The following is a 15,217-nucleotide window of genomic DNA, read 5'->3' as shown; positions in this document are numbered from 1 at the left end:
GATTATTACCCCACTGTCGGGTTTTCCCGACAGGGAAAGCCCCGTTAATTTAAGGAGTTTTCCATGCCCTCACTGCTTCAGCTTAGCGAAGTACCTCATATTATGTCTGATGGTTATATCTGCGATGAGCGGCGCTCTTTGCTTTTTCTTTCCGTCTGGGGCAGAGATACTTCCGTGCAGGAACTGCTGGCCCTTATGACGCTGAAAAACGAAGATGCGCTGACGCAGTTCACCCTGACAGACGCTTCAATCAACGAGCACATTCTTTTCCCCGGCAATAACGATAATTTCGACAAACGTTCTTCCCGCCATCAGCAAACTCGCTTCGGAACGCTGGTTCATGCCTGGTTATTCGATAAGCGCTGTCTGATACCTGACAGGGCGAATGGTCAGGCATTCCTGCTGCTTAAGCGTGATGATCCGTACTGGCGTGAACGTGTCTGGACGTTATTGAATGAAACCACCACGCTGCCTTTACTGGAACACTGGCGGGATCGGGTACTGACGCTGATACAGACCTCGCAGATGTTAATCCCCATTGGGGGTTACGGCGAACTCACGGGGTGGCAGCTTTCTCTTGATACGCCTGTGCTGACCAGACTTATCAGCGAAGCTATTGTTATGAGAGAACTCTCCACCACACCACATGCCTCTGATTATTATTTTCGTGCCGCCTGACCGTAATCACGGACGTACCTGTACCACGGGTACGTTCCGATTTCTTATTCTTATTTCAGGACAACTCACTATGGCTCTGATGTTTCCCCGCCTTGCACAAAATTTTATACGCAATGGATATTTTCCCACCGATGACACCACGCTGGAACACATTCTTACTGCGCTGTCTCCTGATGACTCTTCCGGTACTATTCGGCTCCTGGACCCCTGTGCAGGAGAGGGCGTCGCTGTGACGGAAATCGCCAGCCACCTCGGTGAACAGGCGAAGGCTTACGCCGTAGAGTACGATGCAGAACGCGCCGCCCATTGTGCCACGATGGCTGATGTGACGTTGCACAGCGATCTGATGGACACCATTATTTCGCAGCAGACGTTTTCATTACTGTTTCTTAACCCACCCTACGGCGATCTGGTGAAGGATAATGATCCTGAGTTCAGTAAAAAAGGTCGTGCCCGTCTGGAAAAGCAGTTCTACCGGCGCGTTGTGGATAACCTGATGTACAACGGTATTCTGGTAATGGTTATTCCTTTTTACACGCTCGATAAGGAATTTTCCGGCTGGCTGGCAAACAGCTTCACTGATGTACAGGTGTTTTCTGCAGCGACAGACCAGTTCAAACAGGTGGTGATCTTTGGTCGGCGTATTCGTCAGAATCAACAGAACCAGAACAGCGTCAGACAGATTTATCAGAGTCTGATTGCTATTGGCAAAGGCGATGAAACGGCGGTGCCACTTCCCGAAATGTGGTCTGTTCCCTATACCGTCCCCGTTGTCCGACAAGAGCTGAAACATTTTTACCGTGTGACAATGGAGCCGGTGCAACTTGCAGAAGAGATCCTGCATGTTCAGGGACTCTGGCCGTCATTCTCCACGCAGCTTTGTGTTCAGCCTCAGCCTCCACGTCCGCCTGTCCGGCAGCTTTCACGCTGGCATCTTGCACTGGCACTCGCTGCTGGCGCTATTACTGGTGTTATCACCTCTCCGGCAGGCCGCACGTTGGTTGTACGCGGTGACACTTACAAGACGAAAAACAGGAAAACGGAATTTACCGAAGATGATGACGGTAATATTACTGAAACCATCATTATGACCGACCGCTTTATACCAGCTATTTCGGCATGGGATATGACACAGGATTCTCAAACCTTCGGTGAACTGATTTCCATTCGCTAAATCACTCTGAATTATTTAATCCGTCATTTATTAAGGAACTTTTTATGACACGTTTATTTTCCCCCGGTTGTCTGTGTATTACCCCTGGCATCAGCGAAATGATTATAGAAGGTGCAGATATTCCACCTTTCCTGAACCGGCATTTATGTGGTGACTGGGGAGATATCTGCGATGAGGCTAAAGATGCCAATAACCGCGCAGTTAGTTCTGGTGGTACAATTCTTTCGGTTTATTACGTCACTCCGAAAACTGAAGTCTGGATACTGACCGCAGGTGGAAGCACCACGATCATGTTATCTTCTGAACGATAGCTATGGGTTGTTGTTATGAAACTTCGCTTTTTTGAACTTCCACAATTTACGCATAAAACTGCCTTTTTATTCGGAAATCTATTGCTGGATGACAGTGAAAATAAACTCAGCGGTGATGATATACAGAAATTACTGAAGAGACATACCTCCGGTGACTGGGGCGACGTTCCGCGGACTTTGCGCCAGACTAACCGGTATGCGCTGGAGTACAGCAACAGCCTGTTGTCCTGCTACTTTCATCCTTTCGGCGGCATACGAATGGTGACAATCAGCACCAGTGCGGATCGTAGCCAGACGATAATTTCTGTTCATGCCTGATGAGTTTTTTGTTCAGTCATAATTTCACTTCCGGATAATAAACCCACACATACTATTTAACTGTCGCATCATTGCGGAGAATATATTTATGATTCACGTTCCATCCACACAGGTAAGTGTCACACCAGAAGTACATGACCTTATGCTTGAGGGAATAAACTTTGGGCCTTTTGTCGCCATGCACCTTCGTGGTGACTGGGGCGGTATTAACGAGGCAGAAAGAGTTAGAAATATTGAATCTCTTGAAAATAATATAGGCCACGTTTTATCCATACATCAGGTTACGCCGGAAATAACTATTTGGATCACCACGAAAGCAGGGCAGACAGTCATTATGCTGCCGATGAAATAAATTATTCCTCTACTGTTATTTACCCAAGCGGGACAACATTCCCCGCAGGGGATGGTCTGTCCCGTTTTTATTAAGGATTATGACCATGACCGTAACGCACCTGACCACACCCGATATTCCTTCGAACATTCTGTCCCTGAATGCGTTTATTGATGAATTCGGTGACAGCCTCCTGGATTCCCTGAATCTGTCTCACCCGCCTGTTTATGACGGAACGCCTGATGCGAAACGTCAAGCTGTGATGGACGGGCTGATACGTAAGCCCTTCCCGGCACAGGCTGAAGTTGTTCAGGCGGTGACCCGATTACTTATCGATCGCAATGAGAGTGCGGCTGTCATTAATGCCGAAATGGGAACGGGCAAAACGTTGATGGCGATTGCTACAGCTACAGTCCTGTATCATGAAGGTTACCGCCGTACTCTTGTACTTTCCCCTCCGCATCTGGTTTATAAATGGCGTCGGGAAATTCAGACTACTGTCAAAAATGCACGCGTCTGGGTTCTCAACGGCCCTGATACGCTGATTAAGTTGATGGCTCTGCGCGATCAGCTTCATGCGCCCGCTACCGGACCGGAGTTCTTTATCCTCGGTCGTGTGCGGATGCGCATGGGCTGGCACTGGAAACCTGCATTTGCGACAAGACACCGGGGTGAATTTGCTTTTGGGGTCTGTCCTGACTGTGGGCAGCACATCACTGATACTGATGGACACTGGATTTCTGCCTCCAGGTTGCAACAGGAAGAAAACCCCCGTAAATGTGCGCACTGTCGTACTTCACTCTGGACGCTGATGCGCCCGAACCGGTTGTCGGAGGATTTACAGTCGCAGATGGTCAGTAAGGCGCTGAAGCGAATTCCGACAGTAGGAGAGGCCACTGCCAGGAAACTGAAAACCACCTTTGGTGATGAGTTTCTGGCTTCTATGCTGGGCGATAACCTGTATGAGTTTATCAACCTGATGGACAGCAATGGCGAACTGGTCTTCTCTGACCGCCAGGCAAACCGAATGGAGCGGGCGATGGCAAATATGGAGTTTGGCTTCGGCGAGGGGAATTACCAGGCCAGTGAGTTCATCAAAAAGCACCTGCCTAAAAATACGTTCGATTTGATGGTGATAGATGAAGGCCACGAATACAAAGGCGGCGCTTCTGCTCAGGGCCAGGCGATGGGAGTCCTTGCATCACAGGTAAGAAAAATCCTGCTGTTAACGGGAACGCTAATAGGGGGCTATGCCGACGATATCTTCTTTCTTCTGTTCCGGGTTCTTACAAAGCGGATGCTGGAGGAAGGTTATCGCCCCGGTCGCAATGGTAGTCTGAATGCCGCAGCCATGCAGTTTATGCGCGACCACGGTGTGCTCCGAGAGGTTCTGTCTGAAAGTACCGACGCGCATAAAACCGCGAAGGGCAAAAAAACGTCCGTACGTGTGTCTAAAGCGCCAGGATTCGGGCCGAAAGGAGTATTGCGTTGCCTCCTGCCATACACTGTTTTTCTCAAGCTCAAAGACCTGGGCAGCGGTGTTCTGCCGCCGTACCAGGAAGAGTTCCGGGAAGTGGAGATGACACCAGTGCAGCATGATGCTTATCAGGAGCTGTCCGGTACGCTGACAGCAACGCTGCAGCAGGCGCTGAGAAAGCGTGATACCACGCTACTCGGCGTTGTGCTCAACGTGTTACTGGCATGGCCAGAATGTTGTTTCCGTCCGGAAACGGTGAAACATCCGCGCACCCGGCAGACGCTGGCCTTTGTGCCTTCGCTGTTTGGGGACCTGCAGGCCACGCCGAAAGAGCAGGAGCTGATAAATCTCTGTCTTGAAGAAAAAGTTGCTGGCCGTAAGGTACTGGCCTATTCCACATACAGCGGCACGCGTGATACCACTTCACGGCTGAAAGCCCTGCTGACACAGGCCGAGCTTAAAGTTGCCGTCTTGCGCGCTACGGTTTCCCCTGAACAACGGGAAGACTGGGTGGCAGAGCAAGTAGAGCGGGGTATTGATGTCATCGTCACCAATCCTGAGCTCGTAAAAACGGGATTGGATCTCCTGGAGTTTCCGACCATCGTGTTTATGCAGACGGGATTTAACCTGTACACATTGTTGCAGGCGGCTCGTCGCTCCTGGCGTATCGGTCAAAAACTGGCTGTCAGGGTGATTTTTCTCGGCTATGCCGGAAGCTCCCAGATGGCCTGCCTTGACCTGATGGCGCGAAAAATTGCTGTGGCGCAAAGTACGGCTGGCGATTTACCTGAGTCGGGGCTTGATATTCTTAACTCAGACGGTGACTCAGTTGAAATCGCTCTCGCGAAACAGTTGATGAAATAATGTCCTCTTCATATCTTTCTGACACTTTTATTAACCCACAACGATGGTTTCTGCTTTTGCGGAAACCGTCATCGTTTTTTGTTAACCATGAGGTTATTTATGGAATATACAGGTTCTGAACGAGAGAATAATATAATTCTGGCTGAATATCAGGCATATATTATGGACGAATTAATTACCCGGTTTGACGAGCATATTACATGGTGGCTGGTGGATTGCGGTTATGAGGTGATGACGGTGATGTCCCGATGTTCAGAAATCGGTGATATTGAAAGTCATATATATGACCCTGAGCTGGTTAAGTTTGCCCGACTGATAGCCTGGACACATATCTGAACTATCTCCTTACTTTAATTTCGTATTCTGAAAACAGTTTCCCCTGCCCGAATAATTCTCATCACGTTATCCTGCGGTTGATCTTCCTTCCCGTCATACATGGGTTCCCAACCCGTTAGGGCATCATCTTCTGATGCCCTTTTTTTTCAGGAGTGCCGTATGAAATTATTTCTGTGCGAAAAACCGTCTCAGGGGCGAGATATTGCCCGCATTCTTGGTGCAACGCAAAGAGGTGATGGGTGTCTTATTGGTAAAGATATTATTGTTACCTGGGGTTTTGGTCATTTAATGGAAGCGGAGTCACCAGAAGGGTATGACTTAAAATATAAAAAATGGGTGCTGAAAGATTTACCCATTATTCCGGAACAGTGGAAAAACATGGTAAAACCAGCGACAAAAAAACAATTTACCATTATTCAGAAGTTGCTAAAAAAAGCCTCCTCAGTTGCTATCGCAACGGATGCAGACCGGGAAGGCGAAATGATTGCGCGTGAAATTCTCGATGCATGCAAATTCCGGGGGCCGGTTTCCCGTTTATGGCTCTCTGCGCTGGACGATGCGAGCATCCGTAAAGCGCTGGCATCGCTTAAACCCGGCGAAGCTACCGAGTCGTTGTACCAGGCGGGACTGGGACGCGCCAGAGCGGACTGGTTGTGCGGGATGAATCTCACTCGGCTGTATACCCTCAAAGGGCAAACGCCTGGGCAGAAGGGCTGCGTATTTTCGGTCGGGAGAGTACAGACGCCAACGTTGAATCTGATTGTTAATCGTGACCAGCAGATAGCCCGTTTTATCCCCCGCGACTACTGGGCGCTGACCGTTGCACTGACCGGGCAGAATACTCCGTTTCAGGCACAGTGGCTGGCATCTGAAGCAATATGCGATGAAGAAGGGCGCTGTATTAATCAGTCAGTTCTGCAACAGGCAGCGATGGATATTGACCGAACCAGGCAGGCCCGCGTTATCAGCACGGAAACGAAGCGCATCAAAGAATCCGCCCCCCTGCCGTTTGACCTCGGCACTCTGCAACAGGTCTGCTCGAAAAAATGGGGGATGGGGGCGCAGCAGGTGCTGGATATCGCCCAGAGTCTGTACGAAACCCACAAAGCGACAACCTATCCGCGCACCGACTGTGGATACCTTCCTCTGTCCATGCAGGCCGAAGTGTCACAGGTTTTCAGTGCCCTGCAACAAACAGACCCGGCGTTAAAACCGTTGCTGGCACAGTGCAATATTCAGCAAAAATCCCGCGTCTGGGACGATAAAAAAATCACCGCTCACCACGCGATTATTCCGACAATGCAGCCTGCGGATATCAGCAAAATGAGTGAGGATGAACGTTGCGTTTATGACCTGATACGCCGTCATTATCTGGCGCAGTTTCTGCCGTTGTATGAGGCGGACAAAACGAAGATGCGGCTGGAATGTGCCGGGCATACGCTGGCCGCCGCCGGAAACGTGGTTGTCACGCCGGGCTGGAAGATGCTGTTCAGCGAAGATACAGTTGAGACTGATGAGAAACAGTCACTTCCGCGACTGGCGGAAAATACACAATGTACTGTTACCGGCGCAAAAATCCGGGCACAGAAAACCCGCCCGCCTGAACATTACACCGAAGGGACGCTGATTGCGGCGATGAAAAATGCGTCCCGTTTTGTGACAGATGAACGACTGAAACAGCGACTGAAAGAAAGTGCCGGGCTGGGAACAGAAGCGACCCGCGCAGGCATTATTGAAACCCTGCTGAAACGTGGCTATATCCGCAAAGAGAAGCACTATCTTATTGCCACAGACAATGCTGTCACGCTGATGGCGATGTTGCCGGATATTGTCAAAGACCCTGGAATGACAGCGTTGTGGGAGCAGGCGCTGGATGATATTGCCGCCGGTAAACTGCCGCTGGCAGTATTTTTGCAAAAACAGTCAGTATGGATCGCTACGATGGTCGAGCAGGCCCGATGATATCGATTTCCTTTTATGCCGGTAACGAATTGATGGCCTCTCAGCCGCCAGTTGTCAGGCAGAATGTGCAGACATGGCTGATGCAGCATCCTGCCTTGTGCCGGGGCCGACCGGCAATCAAACGGAGCCGTTTGTGCGAAAGCGCCATGTTGTCGATCCGTTTCCCCATAGCGGATCGGTATGGTCAGTCAGGCCATACCGGGGGATGGTTTAATTGTCTGTTTTCTTATTCATTCTCATTCAGGTGAATACCTGTCAGCGCCGCCCTGCGGCGCTTTCCTTTTATACTTACCTATATTTGAGGCATAGGGTGAATCCAGCATCCAGGGCTTTCGCTATCAAAGAAGTCAACCTGGACAGGCTCAAGCTGAGCTAGTGCATCCTGAATGGTTTGATACGCATAGTTACAATAGACCTGATCACGGCGAAAAACGGAGACAGCTACCCGCTGGATTCCAGTTCCTTGCATTCGATGCAGTAAATGTAGGTCATGCTCCCCAAGTCCCCAGCCTAGGAGTGTCAACGAAGATCTCTGTGATTTCAAAACCTCCCTGTATATTGTTGATAAATAATAGCTATTTTGAATCGAGGAAATCTTTTGTTCCATTCTGCCTTCGCTAACAAACAGTGGAACGACTCTTTCACTGCGCCATTCGTCAAGGATAGCCTCTAATAGTCCTTCTCCATCGTTGGATATTTTGAACTCCTGTTCAACCCTATTTCGGCATAAAGCCAGACTGCCATGCGGGTAGAAAACAAGAGTATTGCTCCGCTCTCTGTAACGTTCACGAAATCTCCGCCAGTCATCGTCGAACATGCTGCGGATGAAACAATCTTTAAACATATGGCCATCAGGGATGTCTAGTCCATATGTCATTGTCCAGTAGACCAATAAGTCATAGTTCAATGAAAAGATCGTGTCGAATCCTTTAAGAAATTGGTACATGTTAGGTAAATGATGACTTATCTGATCATACGCAGGATGCACATTACGTACAGCCTGAATCAGGCACTCTCTGACATTCTGATAGGCTTGATGTGTTTGAGCGTCTGGTATTCGAAGAGACCTATTAACATTCGATGCCTGCCATACCAACCGAAGTATGAGTTCAAAATCGTGTGTTCCAAAAAAATCAAATAAACGATATACATCTTCTGAAAGTTGATGTGTATTTTGGGCATGTTCAAGTAATGAGCCATAACTAAAGCTTGGTGATATGGCAATACTGGCACCGTTGCCCAGTAGAATCGTTCCTCGTGAGTAGGCTGGTGCAATCTGTGCCCATGACATAATGGGATATGGCATATCAGACTCCAATTTATTGTGTAAGCAAACTGTTGTATTTTATTTGTTATGGCTTTATGAAATGTGATCCAATAGGCAAAAATATAAGATTAAATTGGTGCAACTCCAATAGCACTGGGGCATCAACTCATTTCATACCAATACGATGATGAGTTAATCATCACTCTACATTATTTTTTAAATAGCCTACCGGTCAGAATCGGTAGTCTTCTTATTTTATGGAAAGTGAGTTCTTTATTATTTCATCAGCTGTAGTTTGTTTTTATTGCTTCGGCAATTTGCTGTCGTTGACGGCGCCCTTTGAGTAAGCCCTTTTATTTCCCGGAGCATGATATGAATGATGAAAGTTACCAGGCTCAATTGAATTTCATGCGTAATGCAGAGATGCAGGCGGTTCAGTCTATGTTGCTGACGGCATTACAGCATGGTTTTCAGCTTGATGAACTTATTACGCTGGCACAAAAATATCAGACCAGTGCGGCACTGATGGAACACCGTAATGGTGATTGTTTTGTCAGTTATGCTACTTCTGACGGGTATTTTACCCATAACTTTGGCGTTCATTACCAGCAGGCAAATGATTTTGCTGAGCAGTTTGATACCTGGTGGTATCAGTAATAACAATTTTTTGTATCGCTGACGCTCTCCGGGGCGTCATTTTTTATTTGTCATTATCTCTGTTCAGTTTACTGCGGTTTTTTCAGACTGATTTTCTCATGCTGTCCCGGTCTTATTAGCCGGAGAGTTTATTATGCGAAAATATCTATTTTGGCCCGTAGCAGTTATTACTACGATTTTGCTGACAGCCTGCGCCCCTAAATCGGTCACCAGACCAGAGTCCGCCCCTGTTATTTCTGCCTCACCGACACCCGTTGAAGTAGTCCATACAGCTCGCTACACGCTGGTCAGCCTCACTCAGGATGAGGTGCTGCGTTATCCACTGCGCCAGGTTGCCAGCCATTCTTTTCCTGCACCGAAAAAAAACGGGAAATTGCCGACGCGCGGTGACGCCCTGCAGCTCTGGTTGACGGGAACCGGCTACGGCTTATGCCTGCCCGTAACAGATGATTCCAGACAACTGTTTAGCAGTCCTCTGCCGGATATTCAGCGCTCGGCAGGACCGATTCGCATTGACGATGCCCTGAAAATTATTGCCGGTCCGGCGTGGACAATGGCAGTTGACGAAGTCACCCGTACGGTCTGTTTTGCCCCTTCATCTGCCACTCATAACCTGAGCTGAGGTGAGCCTGATGAAAGGTAAATATCTGGCACTTCTGCTGACGCTGGCAACACCTCTTGCGCAGGCCGGAAACGAAACGACCTCCGTTGTGCAGAACAGCACTGAAACGCCGCTTTCCTCCCATCCCGCAGCACAGCAGTGGGGGCTGACTCTGGAAGAGTGGAGTCGCTATGAAACGCTGAAACATAGCGAGCGCGGCATCTGGTCACCGTCGCTTGATCCGCTGACCCTGCTAGGAGTAGAGGCAACAACGGATGCCGAACGCCAGAGATACGCCGATCTGCTGGTGGAAAAAGAGTCTCAGCGGGTGGAGAAAGAACTCGCATTTCAGCGAGCCTATGATGCAGCCTGGAAACGCCGCTTTCCTGGTTTGATGCCCGCTGTGGCAACCACGCCGGACAGGACTTCGCGACTGGCGGTGTTTGTCCGGGAAGATTGCACCGCCTGCGATACTCGTCTGAAAACGCTGCTTAATGCCGGAAACCCACTGGATATCTGGCTGGTAGGCAGCGATAACAACGACAGTCGTCTGCGGCGCTGGGCGGTTTCACAGCATATAGATAATACGCGGGTACAGCGCCGGGAAGTCACGCTGAACCATGACGCTGGTCGTTGGCTGCACTACGGGCAGGGAAAAATGCCCGTGGTTCTGGAAAAGCAGGGGGACACATGGCTACCCATTACCGCTCCCTGATATGGCTGATTCTGCTGTCGCCTCTGCCTTTTGCTCACGCTGAGCAGGATGTTCCTTCAGGTTACCGGCGGGTAGCTCAGCAGGCTGGCGTTCCCGCTGATTTGTTGTATGCCATGGCGCTGACCGAAAGCGGTTCCCACGTACCGCAGGGGATCCGACCGTGGCCGTGGACGCTGAATATCGCCGGGAAAGGCTACCGCTATTCAACTCGTCAGGATGCCTGTGCGGCACTGAATCAGTTTATGCGCACCATCAATCCAAAGCGTATTGATGCGGGGCTGGCTCAAATCAATCTTGGCTGGAACGGGCATCACTTCACCACGCCGTGTGATGCACTGACGCCTTACCTCAATTTGCAGGTCGCAGCCCGTTTGCTACGTGGTCATTACGATCAATGGCAGAGCTGGCAGGAAGCGGCTGGTCGCTATCACCATCCGGCAGGGGGTAAACCTGCACAGCGCTATCGCACTGAAGTGCTTCGCTATCTGCAAAAAATTTCCTCATGAACCAATATAAAGAAGGAATTCATGACATGCTGAAAATAGCTATTCCTGCTTTACTGCTTGCATTCTCCTGTGCCACTCAGGCGCTGATCGTAGTGGCCGACCTGGGCGGCGAGTCAACCGCTCCATTATTTGAGGTCATTGCACCGGAACCGGAGAGAGAACAGACACCTTCGCAGGTTATTCCGCTGGAAAGCGCCGTATTCCCTGTGGTGACCACTCTTCTGCGTCCCGGAGTCGTATCATCCCGCCCGCTGTCGCTGCCAGGAATGACGCCGTTGTTTATTCTGGGCGACGATCCGTTGTCGGTACGCTGGCTGACAGAGCATAAGTCCCGGCTTAAATCGCTGAATGCCACCGGGCTGGTGGTGAACGTGGCGTCAGAAGCGGATCTGAATGCACTGCGCCAGCAGGCAGAGGGACTGCCGCTGTTGCCGGTCAGCGGCGACGATCTGGCGCAGCGCCTGCAACTGGATACATACCCGGTGCTGATCACAGATACCGGGCTGTCTCAATGAGTAACCGCCATGTGATTGAAGCGCTGCTACGCCCGGCTGTGGAGCTATACAGTGCCACAGCCGGACTGGCTGCGGGAGCTGTCTGCCTGATTGCGCCGTGGTCGGTGATGCTGGCCCCTTCCGTCAGTTATCCGCTGGCAGGGGGATTTTTGTTGTTCGCCGGTATTCGTGCCCGACAGGGAATGACGATTTTGCGCTACCGTCGCAATATTCGCCGCCTGCCGCGTTATGTAATGACAAGCAGCCAGGTACCTGTCAGCCGCCACAACCTTTTTATCGGGCTTGGTTTTCGCTGGGAGCAGAAACATACTCAGCGTCTGCATACCTGCCGCCGCCCGGAGGTGGCGGGTTATATCCACCCCGGCTGGTTTTATCGTCAGGCCCGCAGCCTGGAAAAAAACTTTGAAGCAAGCCTGCCGGCCATACGGCGTATTCTGTCCTGCGACAGCCCGCTGAATCCGGTACGCCCGTTGCCGCCCGTCGGCGGTAGTGCGCTGTTGCACGGTATTGAACTGGATGAGGCTGATGTCACCCTGCCGCTGGGTGAACGCGTTGGGCATACGCTGGTTATGGGTACCACCCGCGTCGGTAAAACCCGGCTCGCGGAGTTGTTTATCACCCAGGATATCCGACGTGGAGAAGTGGTCATTATTTTTGATCCGAAAGGCGATGCCGACCTGCTGAAACGAGCATATGCGGAGGCGAAACGGGCGGGGAGAGAGGATGAGTTTTATGTCTTTCACCTTGGCTGGCCGGATATCAGTGCCCGCTATAACGCTGTAGGCCGTTTCGGACGAATTTCGGAAGTGGCGAGCCGCATAGCCGGTCAGCTTTCCGGGGAAGGAAACTCTGCCGCGTTTAAAGAATTTGCCTGGCGGTTTGTCAATATCATTTCTCGCGCACTCATTGAGCTGGGCCAGCGTCCGGATTATCTGCAAATCAGCCGCCACGTTATTAACATTGATGATCTGTTTATCAGCTATGCCCAGTACTACCTGCCAAAGCACGAGCCGAAAGCGTGGGAAATCATTGCGCAGATCGCCGGGAAGGTGAACGAGAAAAATACGCCGCGAAATTTGCAGGGGCGGGATAAACATGTGGTCGCGCTGGAACAGTATCTGGCCGCCACAAAAATTTACGACCCGATCCTTGATGGCCTGCGTTCTGCTGTGCGCTATGACAAGACCTATTTCGACAAAATTGTGGCCTCCCTGCTGCCCTTACTGGAAAAACTGACAACCGGAAAAACTGCGCAGCTTCTGGCCCCGTCTTACAGTGATCTGGAAGATCCACGTCCGATTTTCGACTGGCAGCAGATTATCCGCAAACGTGGTGTTGTGTATGTGGGTCTGGATGCATTGTCTGATAGCGAAATCGCAGCCGCTGTCGGTAACAGTATGTTCGCCGATTTGGTCTCCATCGCTGGTTATATCTATAAATTCGGTGTCAATGACGGCCTGCCGGGCGGAGATAATCCTGCAAAAATCCCCATAAACCTCCACTGTGACGAGTTCAACGAATTGATGGGGGATGAGTTTATTCCGTTGATCAACAAAGGCGGTGGTGCAGGCATCCAGGTGACCGCCTATACCCAGACGCTGAGTGATATTGAGGCGCGGATAGGCAATGCAGCGAAAGCAGGCCAGGTCATAGGCAACTTCAACAACCTGATTATGCTGCGCGTGCGCGAAACCGCCACGGCGGAACTGATGACGGGACAATTACATGAAGTGGATGTGCTGACGAATACGGTGATTTCCGGCGTTACGGACTCCTCAAACCCGGAAACAGGGACGGACTTCACCAGCAACACCCAGGACAGGGTAAGTTCTGTCAGCGTACCATTGATTGATCCGGCTGCACTGATACAGCTTCCGAAGGGCCAGGCATTTGCCCTGCTGGAAGGGGGACAACTGTGGAAAATCCGCATGCCGCTGCCCGCTGCGGATAACGATAAGCTGATGCCAGACAGTATCGCGCAGCTCGCGGAATATATGCAGACGAATTACCACACCGGCGAACAGTGGTGGAATAATACAGCCATGCCGGATATCCCTGTGGACCATTCTGCTCTGCTTACCGCCCTGCAGGAGGGACTGAATGAGTGATGCACCGGTTCAGAACAACAATCCGCCGAAGAAGGGACTGATTAGCACGCCACTGTCCTGGCTGGGGAAGGCCAGCGCTACGCTGATTGGTTCCCTGTTTTTCAGCCTGGCGGTTGAGTGGCTGGGCATTGCTTTTATTTGGCCCGAACAGGGGGCAGAACACAGCCATCTGATGATGAACGAAGAGTTAAGCTGGTTTGCTGAAAATGTCACACACAGTCTGCTGATGACTGACCCTGCCGGGAAACTGGAAATTATTCTGCACCAGACCTGGCAGTGGGTTTTTATCGACACCGGATTTATCCCCTGGCTGGAAAAATTGCGAAACAGGCCAGATAACGCTTGGATATACTGGATCGACACCTATATTCAGGCTTCGGTCTGGATCACTCTGACGTTTGTGCTGCGGGTTTTTATTCTGCTGCTCACTGCTCCTTTATTTATTCTGGCGGTTCTGGTGGGAATCGTTGATGGGCTGGTGCGGCGTGATATTCGTCGGTTTGGCTGCGGCTATGAGTCCGGATTTATTTATCACCATGCTAAAAGATCGGTTATGCCAGTATTTTTTCTGGCGTGGGTGGTTTATCTGTCTCTGCCATTTTCCGTTAACCCCTGCTTTATTTTATTACCGGCAGCATCATTTTGTGGTCTGATGGTCAGTATTATGTTTGGTCTCTTCAAGAAATATATGTAGTCAACCGGGGGGGGTAATTTTATAATCCCTTTTCTCCGCAGAAGGGATTTTTTGTTTTTACCGGGAAAACAGTTCATTGCGGAATGAATATAATGGTCCCGGCATGCTGGTGCTCTCCTTGCTATTCATTTATGGAGAGTACCGTGAAACGTTTTTCATATTTGTGCCTGTGCGGATGTTTGCTGGCAGGTCATCCAATAGCAGCCCCGGCAACAGAGCGGGAAAATTTGTCGCTGTTGCTGAATCAGTTAAATCAGTTTGAATCCACACTGCAGCGCGCCGAGAAGCAGGCATCTGTTGCACCTGAACAGCGCTTTTTCTTCGATTACCCGCAGGCATATGCCGATATCCGTGCGATCCGTTCAGGTGTTGGACAATACCTGACACCTTCCCGCGCCCAGCCTCAGCCCGTATTGCCGCTTGCAGGGCACTACCGGCGGGAGAATGCGCAGTGACGGATGCCCAGATGACGGCTTTTCAGGCAGGCAGTTCGGCAAAACCCGCCGAAGTTAATCTGCTGTTTCTCAGTCTGCTGTGCGCAGCGCTTTTTCTCTGGGCTGCGTGGGTCTGTATGCGCTCACTTCGCGCCTTCTCAACCGGAAATCTTTCCCTGAAACAACTCGGCAGCATTGTTGCCCGTACCGTGCTCCTTCTGCTGGTCAGCTTCTGGCTGGTGCTCAGCTAATTATCTCTTCTGCAAAGG

The 15,217-nt window shown here is 50.6% G+C and carries 18 protein-coding genes; 17 read left to right on the top strand and 1 reads right to left on the bottom strand.

Features of this window, described 5'->3' with window-relative positions; all coding sequences use genetic code 11:
- The first annotated feature begins 63 nt into the window (after positions 1-63).
- From F384_RS09830 to F384_RS09795, 8 genes are all read left to right on the top strand, one after another.
- On the top strand, positions 64-678 hold the full coding sequence (locus tag F384_RS09830) for a hypothetical protein (RefSeq protein ID WP_046481308.1): 615 nt from the start codon (positions 64-66) through the stop codon (positions 676-678).
- Positions 679-748: 70 nt separating this feature from the next.
- Positions 749-1,852, top strand: a complete 1,104-nt coding sequence (locus F384_RS09825; RefSeq protein WP_046481307.1) for a DUF6094 domain-containing protein — start codon at positions 749-751, stop codon at positions 1,850-1,852.
- A 44-nt stretch (positions 1,853-1,896) separates the two neighbouring features.
- Entirely contained in the window at positions 1,897-2,163 is a 267-nt protein-coding gene (locus tag F384_RS09820) for a hypothetical protein (RefSeq protein ID WP_046481306.1), read from the top strand.
- 15 nt (positions 2,164-2,178) lie between these two features.
- The gene (locus F384_RS09815) at positions 2,179-2,481 is read left to right on the top strand and encodes a hypothetical protein (RefSeq protein ID WP_049106072.1); all 303 of its coding nucleotides are present in this window, start codon (positions 2,179-2,181) and stop codon (positions 2,479-2,481) included.
- 88 nt (positions 2,482-2,569) lie between these two features.
- Positions 2,570-2,833 (top strand): hypothetical protein, encoded by a 264-nt coding sequence (locus F384_RS09810; protein ID WP_148675902.1) that lies wholly within the window; start codon positions 2,570-2,572, stop codon positions 2,831-2,833.
- An 85-nt stretch (positions 2,834-2,918) separates the two neighbouring features.
- Complete coding sequence (locus F384_RS09805; protein ID WP_306463071.1) at positions 2,919-5,153, top strand: DEAD/DEAH box helicase; 2,235 nt, start codon at positions 2,919-2,921, stop codon at positions 5,151-5,153.
- A gap of 162 nt (positions 5,154-5,315) precedes the next feature.
- Positions 5,316-5,489: a hypothetical protein gene (locus F384_RS09800; protein WP_155403988.1), complete on the top strand. Its 174-nt coding sequence runs from the start codon at positions 5,316-5,318 to the stop codon at positions 5,487-5,489.
- A 159-nt stretch (positions 5,490-5,648) separates the two neighbouring features.
- Positions 5,649-7,451: a DNA topoisomerase III gene (locus tag F384_RS09795; RefSeq protein ID WP_046481302.1), complete on the top strand. Its 1,803-nt coding sequence runs from the start codon at positions 5,649-5,651 to the stop codon at positions 7,449-7,451.
- 292 nt (positions 7,452-7,743) lie between these two features.
- Here F384_RS09795 and F384_RS09790 read toward each other — a convergent pair whose 3' ends face one another.
- Positions 7,744-8,757, bottom strand: a complete 1,014-nt coding sequence (locus tag F384_RS09790; RefSeq protein ID WP_046481301.1) for a DUF4917 family protein — start codon at positions 8,755-8,757, stop codon at positions 7,744-7,746.
- 333 nt (positions 8,758-9,090) lie between these two features.
- Here F384_RS09790 and F384_RS09785 point away from each other — a divergent pair, with 333 nt between their 5' ends.
- From F384_RS09785 to F384_RS09745, 9 genes are all read left to right on the top strand, one after another.
- Positions 9,091-9,375: a hypothetical protein gene (locus F384_RS09785; protein ID WP_046481300.1), complete on the top strand. Its 285-nt coding sequence runs from the start codon at positions 9,091-9,093 to the stop codon at positions 9,373-9,375.
- A 133-nt stretch (positions 9,376-9,508) separates the two neighbouring features.
- Entirely contained in the window at positions 9,509-9,997 is a 489-nt protein-coding gene (locus F384_RS28715; RefSeq protein WP_075212271.1) for a hypothetical protein, read from the top strand.
- A gap of 10 nt (positions 9,998-10,007) precedes the next feature.
- The gene (locus F384_RS09775) at positions 10,008-10,691 is read left to right on the top strand and encodes a TIGR03759 family integrating conjugative element protein (RefSeq protein WP_077259939.1); all 684 of its coding nucleotides are present in this window, start codon (positions 10,008-10,010) and stop codon (positions 10,689-10,691) included.
- A complete protein-coding gene (locus F384_RS09770; RefSeq protein WP_046481299.1) occupies positions 10,667-11,197 on the top strand; it encodes a transglycosylase SLT domain-containing protein in 531 nt (176 codons plus the stop codon). Before F384_RS09775 ends, F384_RS09770 begins: the two co-directional genes overlap by 25 nt.
- A gap of 26 nt (positions 11,198-11,223) precedes the next feature.
- Positions 11,224-11,712 carry an integrating conjugative element protein gene (locus F384_RS09765; RefSeq protein WP_046481298.1) on the top strand — a complete coding sequence of 163 codons (489 nt, stop codon included), beginning with the start codon at positions 11,224-11,226 and terminating at the stop codon, positions 11,710-11,712.
- Positions 11,709-13,820: a type IV conjugative transfer system coupling protein TraD gene (traD, locus tag F384_RS09760; RefSeq protein WP_046481297.1), complete on the top strand. Its 2,112-nt coding sequence runs from the start codon at positions 11,709-11,711 to the stop codon at positions 13,818-13,820. The genes F384_RS09765 and traD overlap by 4 nt, the downstream gene beginning before the upstream one ends.
- Positions 13,813-14,514, top strand: a complete 702-nt coding sequence (locus F384_RS09755) for a TIGR03747 family integrating conjugative element membrane protein (RefSeq protein WP_046481296.1) — start codon at positions 13,813-13,815, stop codon at positions 14,512-14,514. The genes traD and F384_RS09755 overlap by 8 nt, the downstream gene beginning before the upstream one ends.
- Positions 14,515-14,657: 143 nt before the next feature.
- Positions 14,658-14,969 (top strand): RAQPRD family integrative conjugative element protein, encoded by a 312-nt coding sequence (locus F384_RS09750; protein ID WP_226991638.1) that lies wholly within the window; start codon positions 14,658-14,660, stop codon positions 14,967-14,969.
- 11 nt (positions 14,970-14,980) lie between these two features.
- Positions 14,981-15,199: a TIGR03758 family integrating conjugative element protein gene (locus F384_RS09745; RefSeq protein ID WP_226991637.1), complete on the top strand. Its 219-nt coding sequence runs from the start codon at positions 14,981-14,983 to the stop codon at positions 15,197-15,199.
- The last annotated feature ends 18 nt before the right edge of the window (positions 15,200-15,217 follow it).

Source organism: Citrobacter amalonaticus Y19 (assembly GCF_000981805.1).
In the GTDB taxonomy this organism is placed as follows: Bacteria; Pseudomonadota; Gammaproteobacteria; order Enterobacterales; family Enterobacteriaceae; genus Citrobacter_A; species Citrobacter_A amalonaticus_C.
This window is presented reverse-complemented; position numbering and strand designations above follow the sequence as displayed.

Excerpts from the sequence above, each read along its gene's own strand:
- F384_RS09830 (WP_046481308.1), top strand. The coding sequence starts at position 64 with ATGCCCTCACTGCTTCAGCTTAGCGAAGTACCTCATATTATGTCTGAT.
- F384_RS09825 (WP_046481307.1), top strand. The coding sequence starts at position 749 with ATGGCTCTGATGTTTCCCCGCCTTGCACAAAATTTTATACGCAATGGA.
- F384_RS09820 (WP_046481306.1), top strand. The coding sequence starts at position 1,897 with ATGACACGTTTATTTTCCCCCGGTTGTCTGTGTATTACCCCTGGCATC.
- F384_RS09815 (WP_049106072.1), top strand. The coding sequence starts at position 2,179 with ATGAAACTTCGCTTTTTTGAACTTCCACAATTTACGCATAAAACTGCC.
- F384_RS09810 (WP_148675902.1), top strand. The coding sequence starts at position 2,570 with ATGATTCACGTTCCATCCACACAGGTAAGTGTCACACCAGAAGTACAT.
- F384_RS09805 (WP_306463071.1), top strand. The coding sequence starts at position 2,919 with ATGACCGTAACGCACCTGACCACACCCGATATTCCTTCGAACATTCTG.
- F384_RS09800 (WP_155403988.1), top strand. The coding sequence starts at position 5,316 with ATGGACGAATTAATTACCCGGTTTGACGAGCATATTACATGGTGGCTG.
- F384_RS09795 (WP_046481302.1), top strand. The coding sequence starts at position 5,649 with ATGAAATTATTTCTGTGCGAAAAACCGTCTCAGGGGCGAGATATTGCC.
- F384_RS09790 (WP_046481301.1), bottom strand. The coding sequence starts at position 8,757 with ATGCCATATCCCATTATGTCATGGGCACAGATTGCACCAGCCTACTCA.
- F384_RS09785 (WP_046481300.1), top strand. The coding sequence starts at position 9,091 with ATGAATGATGAAAGTTACCAGGCTCAATTGAATTTCATGCGTAATGCA.
- F384_RS28715 (WP_075212271.1), top strand. The coding sequence starts at position 9,509 with ATGCGAAAATATCTATTTTGGCCCGTAGCAGTTATTACTACGATTTTG.
- F384_RS09775 (WP_077259939.1), top strand. The coding sequence starts at position 10,008 with ATGAAAGGTAAATATCTGGCACTTCTGCTGACGCTGGCAACACCTCTT.
- F384_RS09770 (WP_046481299.1), top strand. The coding sequence starts at position 10,667 with ATGGCTACCCATTACCGCTCCCTGATATGGCTGATTCTGCTGTCGCCT.
- F384_RS09765 (WP_046481298.1), top strand. The coding sequence starts at position 11,224 with ATGCTGAAAATAGCTATTCCTGCTTTACTGCTTGCATTCTCCTGTGCC.
- traD (WP_046481297.1), top strand. The coding sequence starts at position 11,709 with ATGAGTAACCGCCATGTGATTGAAGCGCTGCTACGCCCGGCTGTGGAG.
- F384_RS09755 (WP_046481296.1), top strand. The coding sequence starts at position 13,813 with ATGAGTGATGCACCGGTTCAGAACAACAATCCGCCGAAGAAGGGACTG.
- F384_RS09745 (WP_226991637.1), top strand. The coding sequence starts at position 14,981 with ATGACGGCTTTTCAGGCAGGCAGTTCGGCAAAACCCGCCGAAGTTAAT.